The 17428-nt window shown below is 65.9% G+C and carries 13 protein-coding genes; 9 read left to right on the top strand and 4 right to left on the bottom strand.

Going from position 1 to position 17428, the window contains the following annotated elements; genetic code table 11:
• Positions 1-103 precede the first annotated feature (103 nt).
• Positions 104-1270, bottom strand: a complete 1167-nt coding sequence (locus HMPREF0291_RS03720; RefSeq protein ID WP_005288149.1) for a glycoside hydrolase family 3 N-terminal domain-containing protein — start codon at positions 1268-1270, stop codon at positions 104-106.
• Between the two features lie 273 nt (positions 1271-1543).
• Between HMPREF0291_RS03720 and HMPREF0291_RS03715 the strand changes: the two genes are divergently transcribed.
• Both HMPREF0291_RS03715 and HMPREF0291_RS03710 read left to right on the top strand, forming a co-directional pair.
• Complete coding sequence (locus tag HMPREF0291_RS03715) at positions 1544-1747, top strand: DUF2613 domain-containing protein (protein ID WP_005288147.1); 204 nt, start codon at positions 1544-1546, stop codon at positions 1745-1747.
• 8 nt (positions 1748-1755) lie between these two features.
• On the top strand, positions 1756-4848 hold the full coding sequence (locus tag HMPREF0291_RS03710) for an alpha-(1->3)-arabinofuranosyltransferase domain-containing protein (RefSeq protein ID WP_005288144.1): 3093 nt from the start codon (positions 1756-1758) through the stop codon (positions 4846-4848).
• Between the two features lie 181 nt (positions 4849-5029).
• On the opposite strand, the gene HMPREF0291_RS03705 is transcribed toward HMPREF0291_RS03710, so the two are convergent.
• The gene (locus HMPREF0291_RS03705; protein ID WP_005288141.1) at positions 5030-6160 is read right to left on the bottom strand and encodes an acyltransferase family protein; all 1131 of its coding nucleotides are present in this window, start codon (positions 6158-6160) and stop codon (positions 5030-5032) included.
• On the opposite strand from HMPREF0291_RS03705, the gene HMPREF0291_RS03700 reads away from it, so the two are divergent.
• Positions 6159-6734 carry a hypothetical protein gene (locus HMPREF0291_RS03700; RefSeq protein ID WP_005288137.1) on the top strand — a complete coding sequence of 192 codons (576 nt, stop codon included), beginning with the start codon at positions 6159-6161 and terminating at the stop codon, positions 6732-6734. The two genes, HMPREF0291_RS03705 and HMPREF0291_RS03700, sit on opposite strands and share 2 nt — an antisense overlap.
• The gene (locus HMPREF0291_RS03695) at positions 6718-8289 is read left to right on the top strand and encodes a hypothetical protein (protein WP_005288134.1); all 1572 of its coding nucleotides are present in this window, start codon (positions 6718-6720) and stop codon (positions 8287-8289) included. Before HMPREF0291_RS03700 ends, HMPREF0291_RS03695 begins: the two co-directional genes overlap by 17 nt.
• A gap of 153 nt (positions 8290-8442) precedes the next feature.
• Here HMPREF0291_RS03695 and HMPREF0291_RS03690 read toward each other — a convergent pair whose 3' ends face one another.
• Positions 8443-9528, bottom strand: a complete 1086-nt coding sequence (locus HMPREF0291_RS03690) for a glycosyltransferase family 4 protein (protein ID WP_005288132.1) — start codon at positions 9526-9528, stop codon at positions 8443-8445.
• Between the two features lie 34 nt (positions 9529-9562).
• Here HMPREF0291_RS03690 and HMPREF0291_RS03685 point away from each other — a divergent pair, with 34 nt between their 5' ends.
• Complete coding sequence (locus HMPREF0291_RS03685) at positions 9563-10333, top strand: class I SAM-dependent methyltransferase (protein ID WP_005288130.1); 771 nt, start codon at positions 9563-9565, stop codon at positions 10331-10333.
• A gap of 306 nt (positions 10334-10639) precedes the next feature.
• Here HMPREF0291_RS03685 and HMPREF0291_RS03680 read toward each other — a convergent pair whose 3' ends face one another.
• Positions 10640-12454 (bottom strand): phosphoenolpyruvate carboxykinase (GTP), encoded by a 1815-nt coding sequence (locus HMPREF0291_RS03680; protein ID WP_005288128.1) that lies wholly within the window; start codon positions 12452-12454, stop codon positions 10640-10642.
• A 189-nt stretch (positions 12455-12643) separates the two neighbouring features.
• On the opposite strand from HMPREF0291_RS03680, the gene trmB reads away from it, so the two are divergent.
• From trmB to HMPREF0291_RS03660, 4 genes are read left to right on the top strand one after another with little or no spacing between them, the layout of a single operon-like run.
• Positions 12644-13420, top strand: a complete 777-nt coding sequence (gene trmB / locus HMPREF0291_RS03675; protein ID WP_005288126.1) for a tRNA (guanosine(46)-N7)-methyltransferase TrmB — start codon at positions 12644-12646, stop codon at positions 13418-13420.
• Entirely contained in the window at positions 13413-14084 is a 672-nt protein-coding gene (locus tag HMPREF0291_RS03670; protein ID WP_005288123.1) for an NYN domain-containing protein, read from the top strand. The genes trmB and HMPREF0291_RS03670 overlap by 8 nt, the downstream gene beginning before the upstream one ends.
• Positions 14085-14092: 8 nt before the next feature.
• Complete coding sequence (locus HMPREF0291_RS03665; RefSeq protein ID WP_005288120.1) at positions 14093-16369, top strand: MMPL family transporter; 2277 nt, start codon at positions 14093-14095, stop codon at positions 16367-16369.
• Positions 16362-17384: a lysylphosphatidylglycerol synthase transmembrane domain-containing protein gene (locus HMPREF0291_RS03660; protein ID WP_005288117.1), complete on the top strand. Its 1023-nt coding sequence runs from the start codon at positions 16362-16364 to the stop codon at positions 17382-17384. The genes HMPREF0291_RS03665 and HMPREF0291_RS03660 overlap by 8 nt, the downstream gene beginning before the upstream one ends.
• Positions 17385-17428: the final 44 nt, after the last annotated feature.

Raw genomic sequence — 17428 nt, 5'->3', positions numbered from 1 at the left:
GGAATCCGGCCACAATCCGGCCGGTCCGCGAACCGCTACGTTGCCCGTTTCCAGCTGCGTTTATAGAACTCACCCACATAAGGTTAGTGGACTGCCGAGCAACTCACAGGTTGGCATCAATAAATTGCTGCTGGACACGCGCAGCAGCAGCGTTGATCCGCTCCTCCGGAATCTCGCCGCGCTCGACCGCACCGACCGTCGCATCGATCGCCGGACCCAGATCGCTTCCCGACGACCACAGCGCCTGATCCGCCCCAGCCGCAATCGCGCGGCGCACCGCCTCCGGTGTGGGCATGAGATCCGTGATGGCGCGCATGCCGGAAAGATCATCGGTCACCGCGACACCCGCAAAAGGCTTCCCACCTGGATAGTTGCCCTCCCGGAGCATGCGGTACGCAGCCGGGTTCAACGACGACGGCGTGTTCGGTTCACCAACCCCCGGGACCACCATGTGCCCCACCATGACAGACCCCGTAGGAAACTGCGGCAACACCGTCCCGTACGGGACCAGGTCTGAGGCGTTCAGCTCCTCGATCGGCGGCGTGACCGCCAAAGTGAGGTGGGTGTCGCCTGAGGCACGGCCGTGGCCGGGGAAATGCTTGAAGGTCGGGGTGACTCCGGCGTCGACAAGCCCCTGCGAAAAAAGGGTCGCGACTTCTGACACACGCTCCGGTGTCTGACCGAACGCGCGGTCGCCGACGATGTCCAGGTCCGTGACGTCCAAGTCCAGCAGCGGCGCGTAATCGACATTGATGCCGTGCTTGCGCAGCGTGACCCCGATGTCGTAACCGGTGCCGCGGATGACTTCCGGCGGTTGATTGGCCAAGTCGCGCGGCGCGGGGAAGGAACCGAGCACGTCCGAGTGGCGCTGCACCCGGCCGCCCTCAAAGTCGATGGCCACCGTGAAAGGGCGGTCGAACTCCTCGCGCAGCGCATTGATGTTGCGGCCCGGCTCCGTGAGCAGCTTCGGGTCGGCCCAGCTGGGAATGATCAGACCGCCAGCTCCCTGCTCTAGCGCGGCGCGGGCCTGGTCATAATCCGCCGCACCGACCACCATCAGCGAGGCCACCCGCATGCGCAGGTCCTCCGGCACGCGCTCTTCCGCCGCGGTCTTCTCCGGCACAGGTGTCACGGTGACCACGTTCGTTTCCGTTGCGGTGACCTGGACTTGCTCGGACTGAGCCTCCTCGTTGCTGGGCTGACCTCCCGGAACGCATGCGGCGCACGTCAACGCGACAGCTGCGATGGCCGCTGCTGGTCGTACGTGCACAGGTCGCTCCTTGGGTTGGTCCGGACGGGGCCGGTTGATTGCCGAGACAATCTTAGCCCCTGACCCTTGGAGACAAAACTGCGGAAAACTTTACATGCGAACCCGCTTATTGGTCCGTCCATGCAGGTCAAAAAGTGGGGCCTTTCCATCAAACGGCGGCGGACGTCAACTTTTCCGCAGCGGGCCTGCACAGACACCTGCCGGACCCCAGAGAAGACCCCAGCCGCACTTGCACAACGGCTCTGGCCTCGCACACCTGCCGTGGTAGGGTCTATGACCATGACGAACCGATTCGCTTCCTGGCCCCGCCGCTCCATCGGCCCGGTTTTGGCCAGCACTGTCACTGGCGTTGTGCTGGGGATTGTGGGCGTGATCGGCATCGCTAGCTTCTCCGGCCAGAACCAGGTCCCGGCGGGCAATGCCGTTCCCGCTGACCAGGCAGTCCTCGGCGGGCCGGAGTACGGGTCCCGACAGTAGAGGGCGCCATGCGCACGCTGCGCATTCCCCGCCGCGGTACCAGCGGCACTGCCGGCCCCCACGCTAGCCGCACCAGCCCACATCCCCTCGCCGAAATCAGCCCTGACGCCCGCACGCACATCATTGGCTGGATCGTCCTGGCTCTCATTTCTTTCCTCCAACCCCCAGGCCGCACCGCCGCCGACACGAAGTTCGACTTGTCGGCGGACCCGGCCGGTTTCCTCTCCCAGGCCACACAGGCCTACACCGACACGTTCACACTGGGCCAGATCCAGAACCAGGCCTACGGTTACCTCTTCCCCCACGGCTTATTCTTCCTGCTCACGGAACCCTTGCCGGATTGGGTGGCGCAGCGGTTGTGGTGGACGGTTGTCATGGGGGTCGCGTTTTCGGGGATGTACCGGTTGAGCGAGTCGTCGATAAGCGCGGCGCTGTACGCACTGAGCCCACGGATTCTGACCACCTTGACCGCGATCTCGTCGGAGGCGTGGCCCGTTGCGCTGGTGCCGTGGACGCTGGTGCCGCTGATGCAGCGCAAGCCGAACGTCGCGGCGGCGGTCATCCCCGTCGCGCTGATGGGCGCGGTGAACGCGACCGCGACGATGATGGCGTGTTTGCCCGCGTTCGTGCTGCTCATCTGGCTGCGCGCGTGGCCTGCGCTGGCGAAATGGCTCGTCGGTGTCGCGGCGGTCAGTGCGTGGTGGATCGGGCCGCTGCTGGTGCTCGGCCGTTATTCGCCGCCGTTCACGGACTTCATCGAGTCCTCATTCGTGACCACGCGCTGGCTCAACCTCGCCGAATTGCTGCGCGGCACAACGTCGTGGTCGCCGTTCGTGGACACCGAGCGCGTCGCGGGGCATCTGCTGGTCACCGAACCTGTGTTTGTGCTGGCCACGCTCGCGATCGCCGCGCTGGGCATCGCCGGGCTCGCGCTCGAAGGCCGCGGCTACCCCATCGTGTTGCTGTGCCTCGGCGTTGCGCTCATGGGCACGCATGCCAGCATCTGGCTTTCGCTTCTCGACGCCCCCCTCGCCCCCTTCCGCAACCTGCACAAACTCGATCCACTGGTCAGGCTGCCCATCTGCCTCGGCGTGGGGTACGCGGTAGCGCGGATGAAACCGCGCGGGCCGGGGGTTGTGGCCGTCGTGCTCGTTGCCGTGATCGCGGTCGCGCCGGCGTGGACGCTGCGGCTGCTGCCGGAAGGCACGTGGACGGAGGTCTCCGAGGACTGGCAGACCGCCGCTGCATTCCTCAATGAGGAGGCCGCCGGAACCCGCACCCTCGTCGTGCCGGCGACATCCTTCGCGCGGCAGACCTGGGGCTGGACGCGTGATGAGCCGATCCAGGCCCTCACCGATGTCCCCTTCGCCGTCCGCGATGCCATCCCGCTTGTGGACCCAGAGGCCATCCGCGGCCTCGACGGCCAGGTCGCCGCGCTCGACCCAGAGGCGCTGCGTTCGATCGGTGTTGGAGCCGTCGTGGTGCGCGGGGATCTCGCTGCCGACCCCGAGCTGCCTGAGCTCGCTGAAGGCTTCGGAGAGCCCAAGGTCTTCGGTGACCTCTCGGTCTACCTGTTCGACCGCGAGCGCAGCATGATGATCGGCGCTGACCCCGCGGCGGTCGCCGGCGGGGGCGAAGTCCTGCCGCTGCTCGACCGCGAATTCGGCTACTCCCCGCGCACCCTCACCGCCTCGCCTGCCGACGCCGACATCATCACCGACACCCCTGCCCTGGTGAAACGCAATTACGGCACGCTCAAGGGTCCAACAACGGCGCACCTGCCCTACGGCACCATCGAGGACGACATCTGGGAGGGCGGCGACGTGCACAACCGTCTCCCCGACTACCCCTCTGAGGGTCGTCTTGTGGGGGTGAGTGAGGAGGGGATTGGTCGGGCGTCGTCAAGCGCCGCGGACGTCGACGCATTCGGCGGCGCGAAACCATCCAAGTCCTTGAACAGCGCGTTCGACGGCATTGAGGACACCGCGTGGCACCCCGCGCCGGGTGACCGCGACCCGTGGATCGAGGCCGTGGCCGACGGTGAGCCCGGCGCGTTCACGATCACCGCGACCGACGACACGACCGTGCACTGGTCCGGCACCCTTGACAGCGGCACCCTCGAGCTACGCGCCGACGAGCCTGAAGCGGTCGATATCAAGGGCGACTCGGTCACCATCGAGCTCACCGAACCCGTCGGTATCAGCGAACTCGAGTTCGGCGTGCGCCGCATCGTCACTGTCGACGGCATCGCCGACACCTACTTCTTCCAGCGACTTTTCCCCGCAACCGAGCTTCTGCACCGCTCCTTCGAGACAGAGGCAGGCACATTCGAGCTGTCCACCCGCGCGCTTATCGACGGCACACCCCGCCCCCCAGGCCCCGTCACCCTCAGCGCTGGCCGCCACACCATTGTGACCAAATCCGAGACCGTGGCCTTGACGCGCGCGGGTGCTGAATCCGGCGCTGCTGCTTCGCCGTGGGAGCCCTTCGACGGCACCGTCACTGCTTCCGGTCCTGCTTCCGATCGGGATCGGATCATCATGACCGCCCGCGCCTACAACTCCGGGCTGCGCGGTTTCATCGGCGACGTCCCCCTCGAGCCGACGCGCATCGATTCCGGCATGCAAGCTTTCACCGTCCCCGCCGGCCTGGCCGGCGAGTTCAGCATGTCCTTCGCCGGGTCTCGATTCTTCTATTTCAGCCTTGTTTTCGGCGGGGCGCTCAGCTTGCTCGGAGTTGCCGCCTGCCTGTGGATCGACTCGCGCCGGCCGCGCTCGGCTGCGGCACCTTTCGCGGCTAATGTTGCCGCCGCCCCCGCCGCGTGGGCCTCCCAGGTAGTGACCGCGCTGGCCACGCTCGCCGCGACCACCCTCGTCGGTGGCTGGTACGGGGTCGGCGCATGGTTGGTCACCCTGCTCATCCGCCGTTTCACCTTGATTCCCGGGTGGGCGCTCGCAGCCGGCGCTGTGGGATTCATGGGTCTCTGGCTCGCCCGCGCTCCCTGGCCTGCCGCCAACTACGCGGGTGACTCGGTGCTGGTGACGATAGCCGGGTGCGTCGCCATCGCCAGCCTTGCCGGCGCGTGGTGGCGGCGGAAGTAGTCTGCAAAACCCCCGGGGACTCCGCAATGCGGAGTGGCCGCAGACCCCGCGAACGAGCACCCACCCAATCCCCGGAATACTGCTCGGCCTTTTCCGGAATACTGCTCACATAAACGCGCTGGTCAAAAACATGCGTTTGAGTGCATACGGCCGAGCAGTATTCTGCGGGGCTCTGGGGTTGCTACTGCCGGCGGCCGCGCCCAGTCCGCCTAGCCCGCCTGCCCTGACCCGCCGCTTGAGTCGGTGGGCGGCCGAGGATGAGGCGCATGGCGGGGGCTTCGACAAGCACGTAGCTGATGTACGCCACTGCCACAGACACGACAACGGTGAATGCCAGCACTGTGGCGAAGTCCAGAACACTGCCGCTGAACAAGTCCACCCCCAGCACTGGAAATGCCATCTCCAGCACGGCGACATGCCAGAGGAAGATCCCATAGGACCACTTCCCCAGCGCGCCCATCACGGGCCCGGCCAAGAACGGCGGCTTGGAGTGCCGGCCGGCCCCGGTCGACGGCGCCAGCGCGAACGGCACGACGAACAGTGCGGCGAAGACCGTCCCCAGGATGATCCGCACGTTGAACTCGGCCGGCGTGGGGTGCTCCAACCCCGGCGGGCCGAGATGGCCAGACACCCAAGCGACCACGAGGGCCACGACCGGAAAAACCCAGCGGAAGCTGGTGAATCGGGTTAGCGGTTGTGCCGCGGATAAGCGCTCGAACTCTGCGCACAGCAGGCCGACCGCAAACCATGGTGCGTAGGAGGGGGGCCAGATTTGGAGGTTGACGGGAGCGTCGATAAGCGTGATCAGCCACGGCCAACTCAAACCGAACACGACGACCGCGAGCAGCAGGATCCCGCGGGCGCGGGGCCCCAGCACGAGGTAAAGCGGCAAGACCAGGTAAAACGCCACTTCAACGCAGAGGCTCCACAGCTGAGTGAGTCCCGGAACAAGCCCCTCGGGCACGTAGATCTGCAGCATGAACACCTGCGCCACCGCCTGCAACGGCGACAACCCGGTCAGGGAGGGCAGCGCCGCCATGACGATGCAGACGCACGCGAGGTAACCGGGAGCGATGCGGGCGAAGCGCCGTCGATAATAGCCCCGCCGCCGCGGGCCACGCGCGAGCAGGAACGCGGACAGCGCGAAGAACACAGCGACGAAATAATCGAAACGCTCCAGCAACCGCGACCCCAACCCGGTCTGAAACGAAACGTGCGTGACCACAATCCCGAGGGCGGCGACCGCGCGCAGGCCCTCGAGCTCCGGCAGCTTGCTAGTGTTCGTAATACCGAAATTGTAGAGGAGTCCCATGAAACGTCTGTGGTGGTGCTTGGCGGTGTTCGTCATCGCGCTCGCGCTGGGCAACTTAGTGGCGCCGCCGGTGATCGGCGCGATGAAGCTGATCGACAACGGGACCTACACGCTGAGCTGGGACGATGGTTCGACAGAGACGTTCGAGGTGTCCGGCCCGCGCAAGTCAGCGCGCATCACCGGCGACGGCATCGACGCGGAAATCTCGCGCGACTCCGGCGAAACCAACCGCGGTCAGGTCATTTTCTTCCCGTGGGAACCCGACCGCCGCAGCTACGACATTTACGACGGCACACGCGTCGACTACGTCGGCCCCGGCACCGTCGACGGCATACGCACGCTGCGCTTCAGCGGCGACGGGCGCACGTACGAAATTGAGCGCCGCACGGGCACGCTTATCGACGCCACCAACGGCCCCGCCCGCCTCTCCCCCGATACCCGCAATGAGAAGGTGGCCGAAGCGCAATCCAAGGTGCGGGTGCTGTGGTGGCTGCAGCTGCTAGCCGTGGTCGCCCGGCTCGTGGCGTTGGCGGCGGCTGTGACCGGGGCGGTGTTCCTTGTCCGGCGGGGATAACGGTGCACGCTTCCCCGTCGCGCGGGTACTGCTTGTCGCCTGGGGCGTGTTCCTCGTCGGGTCGCTGACCTGGCCTTTCCTGCTCGTTTTCGGCGGGGGTTCCTTGGCCCTGCGCGACATGATGGTGCTGCCGCGGCCCTACCTGACCCACGCGTCGCTGGGGTTTGGAGACCTGCCGGGGCGCAACGCGCCGCAGGACGCGGTCCTCGCCGTGGTGGGAGCGGTCGTGCCGGCGACATGGTTCGTGGCGCTGTTCATGGTGGCTGCGGCTGGTGCGGCGGCGTGGGTTGGCGCACGTTCAGGCCGCGGCTTGTGGTCCTCGGCCGCCGCTATGACGATCGCTGTGTGGAACCCCTTCGTCGTGGAGCGTCTTCTGCAGGGCCAATGGTCACTCGCTGCGGCGGCGTGGCTTCTGCCAGCCGTGGCGTTGTGTCGAGGGCCGGGGCAGATTCTGGCGATGTGGGGTGCCTCTCTCACCCCGACGGGTGGGTTATTCGCGCTGCTCACGGGGCTCGCTGTGAACCGGCGATGGCATGTAGCTGTCGCCGTGGTGGGCTGCCTGCCATGGGTGGTGCCGAGCGTGCTGAGCCTCGGATCCGGGACCACCACCGCGACCGCTGCCTCCGCAGCCGCCTTCGCGCCCCGTGCAGAGACCTACGCGGGCACCCTCGGTTCCCTCATGGGGCTCGGCGGCATCTGGAACGGTGACGCGGCCCCCGCTTCCCGGCAGGTCGGGTTTGCGCTGGTAGGAGTTCTGCTGTTCGCGCTGCTCTGCGTGGCCGCCCGGCGAGTGCCGCGCCCGCTTCTCATCCTGGCCGGCATTGGATTCGCTGTCTCTCTGGTGTCGTGGCTGTTCCCCGGCGCGATGGGGTGGCTCGTGTCCACGATTCCGGGCGGCGGACTGCTCCGCGATGCCCAAAAGTTCACTGCCCTCGCCCTCCCCGCCTTCATCGTGGCGGCGGCCTCGCTGCGTGTGGTCGACCCGCGCCTTCCCGCCGTCGCTCTTGTGCTCGCCCTGCTCCAGGTCCCCGACGCGCCACGGGCGGTGGCGCTCCTCGCGCCAGTAGAGGTCGCCGTTCCCGAGATTGATCACCGTGGCCGGGACGTCTTCTTTGTCGACCGGCCAACACTCCTGACGAGGTCCGACGGCATCCCGGTCATCGACCCCGCCACGAAGGCTATGAACGTGGTCGAATCGGGATCCCTCGTCGTCGACGGCACCGAAACCGACATCCCCTCCCCCCGCTGGCGCACCGCAAACGAGATCTTCGCAGGTGCAGAGGCCGGCGAGTACGACCCCGCCACGGCCCGCTACTACTCCGACCCCGAAGTCGGCCTGGTCGTTCGCCCCGACGCGAACGGGTTCACTGTCGAAGACGCCGGTCTTCCGGCCCGCAAACGCAATGGGCTTGGTCTCGGCTTGCTGGCGCTCTGGTTCGCAGTGCCGCTCCTCGGAATCGCCGCCCGCGGCACTTCTCCCCGGGATGCTTTTGCTCGGCGCAGGCGACTGCCCGAGGCAGATTCACGCCACTCAACCCCCGGAATAGATTTTTAGTATCGCCTTCTGACGTCTCGGGTGAAATCCCACCTGGGAAAACGCCGCAGGCGAAGCCTAGAAGGCGATACTAAAAATGTATCGGCCGGCTCAAACCCTCTCAAGCCCCAGTCCACCCCAGCCGATCACATCCGACAGCAGCCGCTCGCCGCTCTACCGCCCCCGGGCACCGCCCCCAACGACCCTCTCCAGCAGCGCAGCGAACTTCCGGCCGGTCTCCTGCCAGGAGAACTGCGCTGCGAAGGTACGGGCACCCGAACCCAGCGCTTCCCGCCGATCCGAGTCGGCCAGCAGGCCACGCACCACCGTGTGAAACTCCTGCTCAGTGGACACGAGCACACCGGTCTCGCCGTCCACAATGGAATCGCACAGGCCACCGGCGGAGCGGTACCCGACGGTCGGCACGCCGTGCTGGGCGGCCTCGGTCACGGCGAGCCCCCACCCTTCCTTGCGCGACGGCATCAGGTGCAGCGATGCCCGGGCGAGGACGGCGTGCTTGTAGGTGTCGTTGACGTGGCCGTGGAAGACGACGCGGTCGCCAAGTTCGGCGGCGTAAGCTCGCAGCTCGTCTTCCCACCAGCCGGAACCGATGATGTCGAGTGTCACCCCGTCGACCCACCGCACAGCATCGATGGCCTGCTCGATCCTCTTGTGCGGCACCAGCCGCGACAACACCACCACCCGCAAACCGGAACCGCCAAGAACAGGAAGGTCATCAGGCACGGGGTCGACACCGTTCTCGATGATCGCAATGTCATCCTGGCGCACCCCCAACGCCACCAGGTCCGCCCGCGACGCCTCCGACACCGTCACATACTGCGCACCCCGGTACACCCGCGGCGCCAAACGCGACTCCAGGAACCACCCCAGCCGGCCAATCACAGGTCCGGCCACCGGCCACTGCTCCTCGTGGCAGTGGTGCGTGAGCAGGACGACCGGCCGGTGGGTGAATAGCCGCGCGAAGAAGGGGATCCCGTTTTGCGTATCCACAATCACGTCAGGCCGCTGCCGCCAGATCGCGAGCGGGGCCAGCAGGTAAACGGAGTATTTGCCGCCGAGGCGCTGGAAGAGGATGCCGTCGCGAAGCGAACGTCGTGAAGCGTCTGTGTGCGACGCCGTGCGATACACCACCTCGTGCCCCTGTTCAGCCAGGTAGGCGCCGACGCGTTCGAGGTAGCGTTCGCTGCCGCCGCCTTGGGGGTGGGTGGTGTCGCGCCAGCAGAGCAGGAGGATCTTCATTCCCGTCCACCTTACCGTGGCTAGAGTGGCGGGAATGAAGGCACCGCGCACACGCAGACTGGCCACGCTTCGGCGCTCTTTCGGGCTGTTGCGGTCATTTCGCCACGAGCAGTCACGTCCCGACATCTTTTACGGGGGGCTTGCGCGCGATACCCGCCTGCTTATCGACGCCCTCTCCCACGACCTCACCAACCGCCCCCTCCACGGCCAATCCGTGCTGGATGTCGGCGGCGGCCCCGGCTACTTCGCCACCGAGTTCGAGCAGGCCGGAGCGTGGTATGTCGGCCTTGAGCCGAGCGTGTCCGAGATGTCAGCGGCCGGGCTGACCGGCCACGGCGCCGTACGTGGCGACGGCACCGCCCTCCCCTTCCACGATGGGTCCTTCGACATCGTGTACTCGTCCAACGTCGTGGAGCACATCCCCGACCCGGACGCGATGTGCGACGAGATGCTGCGCGTGACCAAGCCGGGCGGGCTGACCATCATCAGTTACACGGTGTGGCTGGGCCCCTTCGGCGGCCACGAAACCGGCCTGTGGCAGCACTACGTCGGCGGGGAGTTCGCCCGCCGCCGCTACGAGAAGAAACACGGCCATCCCCCAAAGAACGTCTGGGGCACTTCGCTTTTCGACGTCCCCACCACCTGGGGCCTCACCTGGTCCCACCAGAAAACCGAAGCCGGCGTCGCCGACCTACTACTCGCGTTTCCCCGCTACCACCCGAGCTGGGCCTGGTGGGTGACAAAGGTGCCCGGCCTGCGCGAGTTCGCAGTCTCCAACCTGGTACTGGTCCTCCAACCGCGGTAGCCTGGCGCGTCCGGCGCACGGCCCCCGCCGCGCGAGCCCCCGCTGCAAAAGATGACAAACTCGATTTCGATTTACTCACCGAAATCGCCCTGACCTGCACGGATGTTTCTAGGCAGGATTGGTGTTTGTCAACGTGTGCAGGACTCGCCCCCGAGAACGCGGAAAAGTTGACAATCCTGACCCCGCCCAAAAGACGGAAACCGCTGTGACCAGCGGTTGCCGTTCTAGAGCGAAATCGAGTTTGTCAACTTTTCCGCAGTGGCCGATCATTCCGGGCCTAAATCAGGCCCGGGCTCGCGCCGACCCCTAGATCTTGGACTTGGACTTCTCCAGCTCCTCGAAGATCTCCTGCGGGACGCGGTCACCCAGGGTCTTGAGGTATTCCTCACCCTCGGCGAATTCGGTCTCGAAGTCGGACGGGGTGACGGCGAGGGCCTCGCGGACATCCTCGATGTCGGTGTCGAGGCCGGTGAGGTCGAGGTCCTCGGCACGAGCGACCAGGCCGGCGGGGGTCTCGTCGGCGTCGACGCGGCCTTCGATACGGTCGACAACCCACTTCAGGACGCGGGAGTTCTCGCCGAAGCCCGGCCAGAGGAAGCGGCCGTCGTCACCGCGGCGGAACCAGTTGACCAGGAAGATGGACGGCATGCGGTCGCCGCCCTCGGCGCCGCGGTCGATCCAGTTCTGCATGTAGTCGCCGACGTTGTAGCCGATGAACGGGAGCATGGCGAAGGGGTCGTGGCGCAGGGAGCCGACCTTGGCCTCCAGGGACGCGGCGGTCTGGCCGGACGCCAGCAGGGCACCGATCTGGGTGCCGTGGTTCCAGTCGCGGGCCTGGGTGACCAGCGGAATGGTGTCCGGGCGGCGACCACCGAAGAGGATCGCGTCGACCTTCACGCCCTCCCAGTCGTCGAACTCCGGGGCAGCGGCCGGGCACTGGGAGATCGGCACGCAGTAGCGGGAGTTCGGGTGGGCGGCCGGGGTGGTGGACTCCGGGGTCCAGTCGTTACCTTGCCAGTCGATGGCGTGGGCCGGAGCCTCGCCGTCCATGCCCTCCCACCAGACGTCGCCGTCGTCGGTCAGGGCGACGTTGGTGAACAGGGTGTTGCCCGGCTCCATGCTGCGCATGGCGATCGGGTTGGACTCGTAGTTGGTGCCCGGGGCGACACCGAAGAAGCCGTTTTCGGGGTTGACGGCGTAGAGGCCGTCGTCGCGAAGCTTGAGCCATGCGATGTCGTCGCCCACGACCTGCGCGGACCAGCCCTCGATGGTCGGGGTGATCATAGCCAGGTTGGTCTTGCCGCACGCGGACGGGAATGCCGCGGTGATGTGGTAGTTCTTGCCCTCCGGGTCGGTGAGCTTGAGGATGAGCATGTGCTCAGCCATCCAGCCCTCTTCACGCGCCATGACGGACGCGATGCGCAGGGCGTAGCACTTCTTCGCCAGGATGGCGTTGCCACCGTAACCGGAACCGTAGGACCAGATCTCCTTGGTCTCCGGGAACTGGGAGATGTACTTGGTGTCGTTGCACGGCCATGCGACGTCTTCCTCGCCCGGCTCGAGCGGAGCGCCGACGGAGTGCAGGCAGTGGACGAAGTCGCCGTCCGGGCCGATCTTGTCCAGGGCTTCCTGGCCCATGCGGGTCATGATGCGCATGGACATGACCACGTACTCGGAGTCGGTCAGCTGCACGCCCAGCTTCGGGTCCGGATCGGAAATCGGGCCCATGCAGAACGGCACGACGTACATGGTGCGGCCCTTCATGGAGCCGCGGAAGTGCTCGGTCATCTCGGCCTTGAGCTCGTCCGGAGCGACCCAGTTGTTGGTCGGGCCGGCACCGTCCTCGGTCGGCGTGGAGATGAAGGTGCGGGATTCCACGCGCGCCACGTCGGACGGGTGGGAGCGGGCGAGGAAGCTGTTCGGGCGCTTCTCTTCGTCGAGCTTGATCAGGGTGCCCTTTTCCACGAGCTCAGCGGCGAGGCGGTCCCACTCTTCCCGGGAGCCGTCCGCGAAAACCACGTTGTCCGGCTGGAACAGGTCTACTGCCTCGTTGATCCACGCAATCAGCTGCTCGTTCTCGGTGGGGGCCTGACCCTCAAGGCCCTTCACTGCGGTAGCCATGTACTCTCCTCACACTCGGCGGTTACTGTTCTCGGCGTTACAAAATGAACTTTTTGTTAACCCCAGCGTATCCGACGATCGTAGGATTGCGCTGGCAGTTGCGAACCTCGCATTTAAGCGCGTTGTTGGCACAGATTACACACCCCCGAAATAAGGTGGCGCCTAAATTTCGGGCTTTCACCAGCCATAGTGGACAATGTCAGCGTGACTGAATCTATTGGTGAACTTCCGCACGGCCGCCCTCCGCAGACTGAATTTGATACGGGGCTGGATTATCCGCGCCTCGGGTCGGTGACGTTCCGCCGAGGCACGCTCACTGAGAATCAGCAAGCGCTTTTCGACGAATGGTGGCCGCGGCTCGGCGTTGTTCTCGAAAACACCGAAGACGAGCAGCACATCGATTACGACGAGTGGTTCGGCCGCGCTGGGCACCCGACGGTGGTGGAGATTGGGTCGGGGACGGGGACGTCGACAAGCGCGATGGCGCCGCTGGAAGCCGACACGAACGTGATCGCCGTCGAATTGTATAAGCCGGGGTTGGCGAAGCTGCTGGGGTCGGTGGTGCGCGGCGGGATTGAGAATATACGCATGGTGCGCGGCGATGGCGTGGAGGTGCTGGCGCGGATGATCGCGCCGGAGTCGCTCGACGGCGTGCGCATTTTCTTCCCGGATCCGTGGCCGAAGGCGCGCCACCACAAGCGGCGCATTATTCAGTCGGGGACGCTCAATCTCATTGCCACACGGCTCAAGCCGGGCGGTGTGCTGCACGTCGCGACCGATCATGCGGACTACGCAGAATGGATTGATGAGCTGGTCAATGTAGAGCCAATGCTCGAATACAAGGGGTGGCCGTGGGAGAATGCACCCATATTGACGAACCGTCAAGTAATTACGAAGTTCGAAGGCAAAGGCCTGGATAAAGAACACGTTATTCGCGAATACCTCTGGGAAAAGAAAAATGAATGACCTTCACAACATGACCCACCCCTACGCGCCCGGCGCAGAGGCGGGTCCGGACAGCCTGCTGCTGGTGTGGGACGCCCCCAACCTGGACATGGGCCTGGGTGCGATTCTGGGCGGGCGGCCCACGTCCTCGCACCGCCCGCGTTTCGACGCAATCGGCCGCTGGCTGGTCCACCAAGCCGAAGATCTTTCTGCCCGCACGGGCCGGCGCATCGAGCCGGAAGCCACCGTGTTCACCAACGTCTCCCCCGGCTCGGCCGACGTGGTCCGCCCGTGGGTCGAGGCGCTGCGCAATGTCGGTTTCGCGGTCTTTGCCAAGCCGAAGGCTGACGACGACTCCGACGTCGACGGCGAAATGATCGAGCACATCGAGCGCCGCCGCGCAGAAGGAGTACTGCAAGGCGTGGTCGTTGCGTCCGCCGACGGCCAGAACTTCCACGAGCTTCTCGACGAGCTTTCCGCCGACGGCCTGCCCGCCACCGTCCTAGGTTTCCACGAACACGCCAGCTGGGCAGTCACCTCCCCTGCCATCACGTTCGTAGACTTAGAGGACATTCCTGGCGTGTTCCGCGAGCCGTTGCCGCGCGTCAACCTTGACCAGCTGCCGGAGGACGGCGCCTGGCTGCAGCCTTTCCGCCCGCTTTCCGCTCTGCTCAACAAAGGTTAGGAGGCTTCTTGTTCTACACGTGGGGCCGCATCGCCTACCGGCACCGGAGGATCATCCCTGTCGTAGTCATCGCCATCATCCTGCTCATGCAGGTGTTGTGGGGCTCGAAGCTGGGCGACCGCCTGTCGCAGGAGGGGTGGGAGGACCCGCACGCGGACTCCACCACCGCGGCTGTGATCGAGGAAGAGACCTTCGGCCGCGATAACGCCGGCGATGTGATCCTGCTGGTCACGGCAGAGCAAGGCGTGGCCTCCCCGGCCGTGTTCGACTCCGCCAAGACGCAGATTGACGCGCTGAAGAACCGCCCGGAAGTCGACCACATGGCCAGCTACTTCGACGCGAAGAACCCGCAGCTGGCTAACGCGACCGGCACGAAGGCCTTCACCGCAATCGGCCTGGCCGGCGACGGTGAGCAAACCTTGAAGGACTACCGCGCGCTCGAGGAGCAGCTCGAAGCGATCGAGGTCCCCGGCGCGACCGTCCAGGTCGCCGGCGCCACCGCTGTAGCCGATGCCCTTGACCAAGGCATGGCCGACGACATCGCCCGGGCCGAGCGCATCGGCCTCATCTTCGTGGCCGTCATCCTGCTGTTCGTTTTCGGCGGTGTCGTGGCGGCCGGCATGCCGCTGGTGGTGGGCATCTTGTCCATCATCGGCTCGATGTCGATCTTGTCTATTCTGGCGCAGTTCCAACAGGTGAATGTCTTCTCCCAGTCCGTCATCACCCTGCTGGGCTTGGGCCTGGCCATCGACTACGGCCTGTTCATGGTCTCGCGCTTCCGCGAGGAGCTCGACCGGCGCGGCAACACGCCTGCCGATATAGAAGATGCCGTCGCGGAGACAACCACCACGGCGGGCAAGACTGTGTTTTTCTCGGCGCTCATGGTGGGCGTGGCTCTATCCGGCTTGCTCATGTTCCCGCAGGCCTTCCTCAAATCGGTCGCGTACGGCGCGATCTGCGCGGTGGTGCTCGCCGCCGTGATTTCGGTGACGGTGTTGCCGGCGCTGTTCGGGATGCTGGGACGCGGCATCGATAAGTGGTCGGTCCGCCGCGCATCCCGCACGGCCCGCAGGCTTGAAGACACCATCTGGTACAAGATCCCCGCCTGGGCAATGCGCCACTCTAAGGCTGTCATCGTTGCCGTCACGGGCGGATTGCTGCTGCTCACCCTCCCGATCGTGGGCATCACCTTCGGCGGCATCAACGAGAGCTACCTCCCGCCCAGCAACGAGGTCCGCCAGGCCCAGGACGAATTCAACGAGGACTTCCCCGCCTTCCGCACCGACCCCGTCAAGCTGGTGGTCACGGGTGCGTCGAACGAGCAGCTTGTCAACGTCGTCATGCAAACCCGCGGTGTCACCGGCCTGGCGTCCCCACTCGCACCGTCCAAGCCGACGCAGGACGGCACGACGGTCCTGTCGGGCACGCTGGCGGACCGCAACGGCGGCCAAGACGTCGTCGATCAGCTGCGTGACATCGAAGCGCCGGAAGGCGTGGACCTCTACGTCTCCGGCACGCCGGCGATGGAGGTCGAGTCCATCGAGGCACTCCTGAACCGCCTGCCGTGGATGGCGCTGTACATGGTCGCGGCCACGTTCCTGCTCATGGCGGTGCTGTTCGGCTCGATGATTCTGCCGATCAAGGCCGTGATCATGAACGTCCTGGGCATTGGCGCGACCCTGGGCTTCCTCACCCTCGTCTTCGTCGACGGCGTCGGCTCGGGCCTGCTCGGATTCACGCCCGGGCCGCTGATGAGCCCGGTGCTCGTCCTCATCATCGCGATTCTGTACGGGTTGTCCACCGACTACGAGGTGTTCCTGGTGTCGCGGATGGTGGAGGCGCGGCACAAGGGGGCGTCGACAAGCGATGCCGTGAAATATGGAACTGCGCACACAGGCTCCATCATTACCGCCGCGGCGCTGATCATGATTGTTGTGGCTGCGGCGTTCGCGCTGAGCGAGATCGTGATGATGAAGTACATCTCCTACGGCATGATCATTTCGCTGGCGCTCGACGCGACGCTGATCCGCTTGCTGCTTGTGCCTGCGGTGATGCACGAGCTGCGCGAGGACAACTGGTGGGCGCCGCGCTGGGTGAAGAAGGTCTACGAGTCCTTCGGCGAGGGTTCAGATCCCACCCCGACCGCGCACACGCACCCGTACACGGGTGACATTCCCGTCAGCGGAACCGTCGCCGCGAACCGTCACGTGCGCTCCGGTGTCACCGTCGACCAGGACGCGGACCTCATCCCCTTCGACGAGCTGATGCGGCGGTTGAATGGATAAGCGGTGGATCGGATGGATTGCGCCAGTCGTCGTGCTGGCGGTCCTTCTGTTCGCCTTCCGCAACGAGCTGGACTTCCTCGGCGACGCGTTCACCGCGCTGCGCCACGCCAACCCCGCCCCCATCTGCGCGGCGGTGGTCACCTCGTTGCTCGCGATCGTGGCCATGGCCGCCGTCATGCGCATTTTGCTTATCGACGATGGCGTCCGCTCCACCCTCCCCAACTGCACCGCCATCACCCTGGCCAGCAACGCCTGGTCCACCTCCATTCCCGGCGGGCCCGCACTGTCCGCATGGCTGACCTACCGGGTGCATAGGTCCTGGGGAGCTTCGACCGGACGGTGCGGATGGTTCTTCGTCATCTCCGGGGCACTGTCCACCGTGTGGATGGTGGTCATCGGCATCGCCGCCGTGATCTTCCTCGGCGCGCGATTGTCGGTGTGGGCGCTTGTCGGCTCGCTCGTGGTGGCGCTAGTGGCCATTGGTCTGGTGTTCTGGGCGGCGTTCAACCCGGGTGTGCTGACCCGGTGGGCGCGGGTCCTTCCGCCGACTGTTGAATTGCGGGTTCTGACCGTGATCAACCAGCTCTCCGCGATCCGCATGACGGTGCCCGAGTTCGTCGCCGCCACGACGTTCTCTCTGCTCAACCAGCTTTTCGACGTAGCCACCCTCTACTTCTCCGTCTGGGCCGTCACCGCCGCCAGCGGTTTGTCCGCCCCCGGTTTCACCACCGGCCCGGATGAGACCACGATCCAAGGCGTCGCCCTGGCGTTCATCATGACCAAGCTCGCCGGCGCCGCCCAGATCACCCCCGGCGGCGTGGGCACGGTCGAACCCGTCGCCACGGCGTCACTGGTCGCTTCCGGCCTGACCCTCGTCCATGCCACCGCAGCGACGCTGGTCTACCGGATCATTTCCTTCGCCTTCATCACGCTTATCGGCTGGGTAATTTACCTGCTGGTCTATGCCGGAAAAGGCTTCATGCTCGGCAGGCCGCAGGCGAACGGGCCCGATTGAGGCGTCGCGGTACTCCCGCTCCCGTCGTGAGCACCCTGTGGTTC

This window comes from Corynebacterium genitalium ATCC 33030, from assembly GCF_000143825.1.
Taxonomy (GTDB): domain Bacteria; phylum Actinomycetota; class Actinomycetes; order Mycobacteriales; family Mycobacteriaceae; genus Corynebacterium; species Corynebacterium genitalium.
The sequence above is the reverse complement of the archived record's forward strand: the minus strand, read 5'-3'. Positions and strand labels throughout refer to the sequence as shown.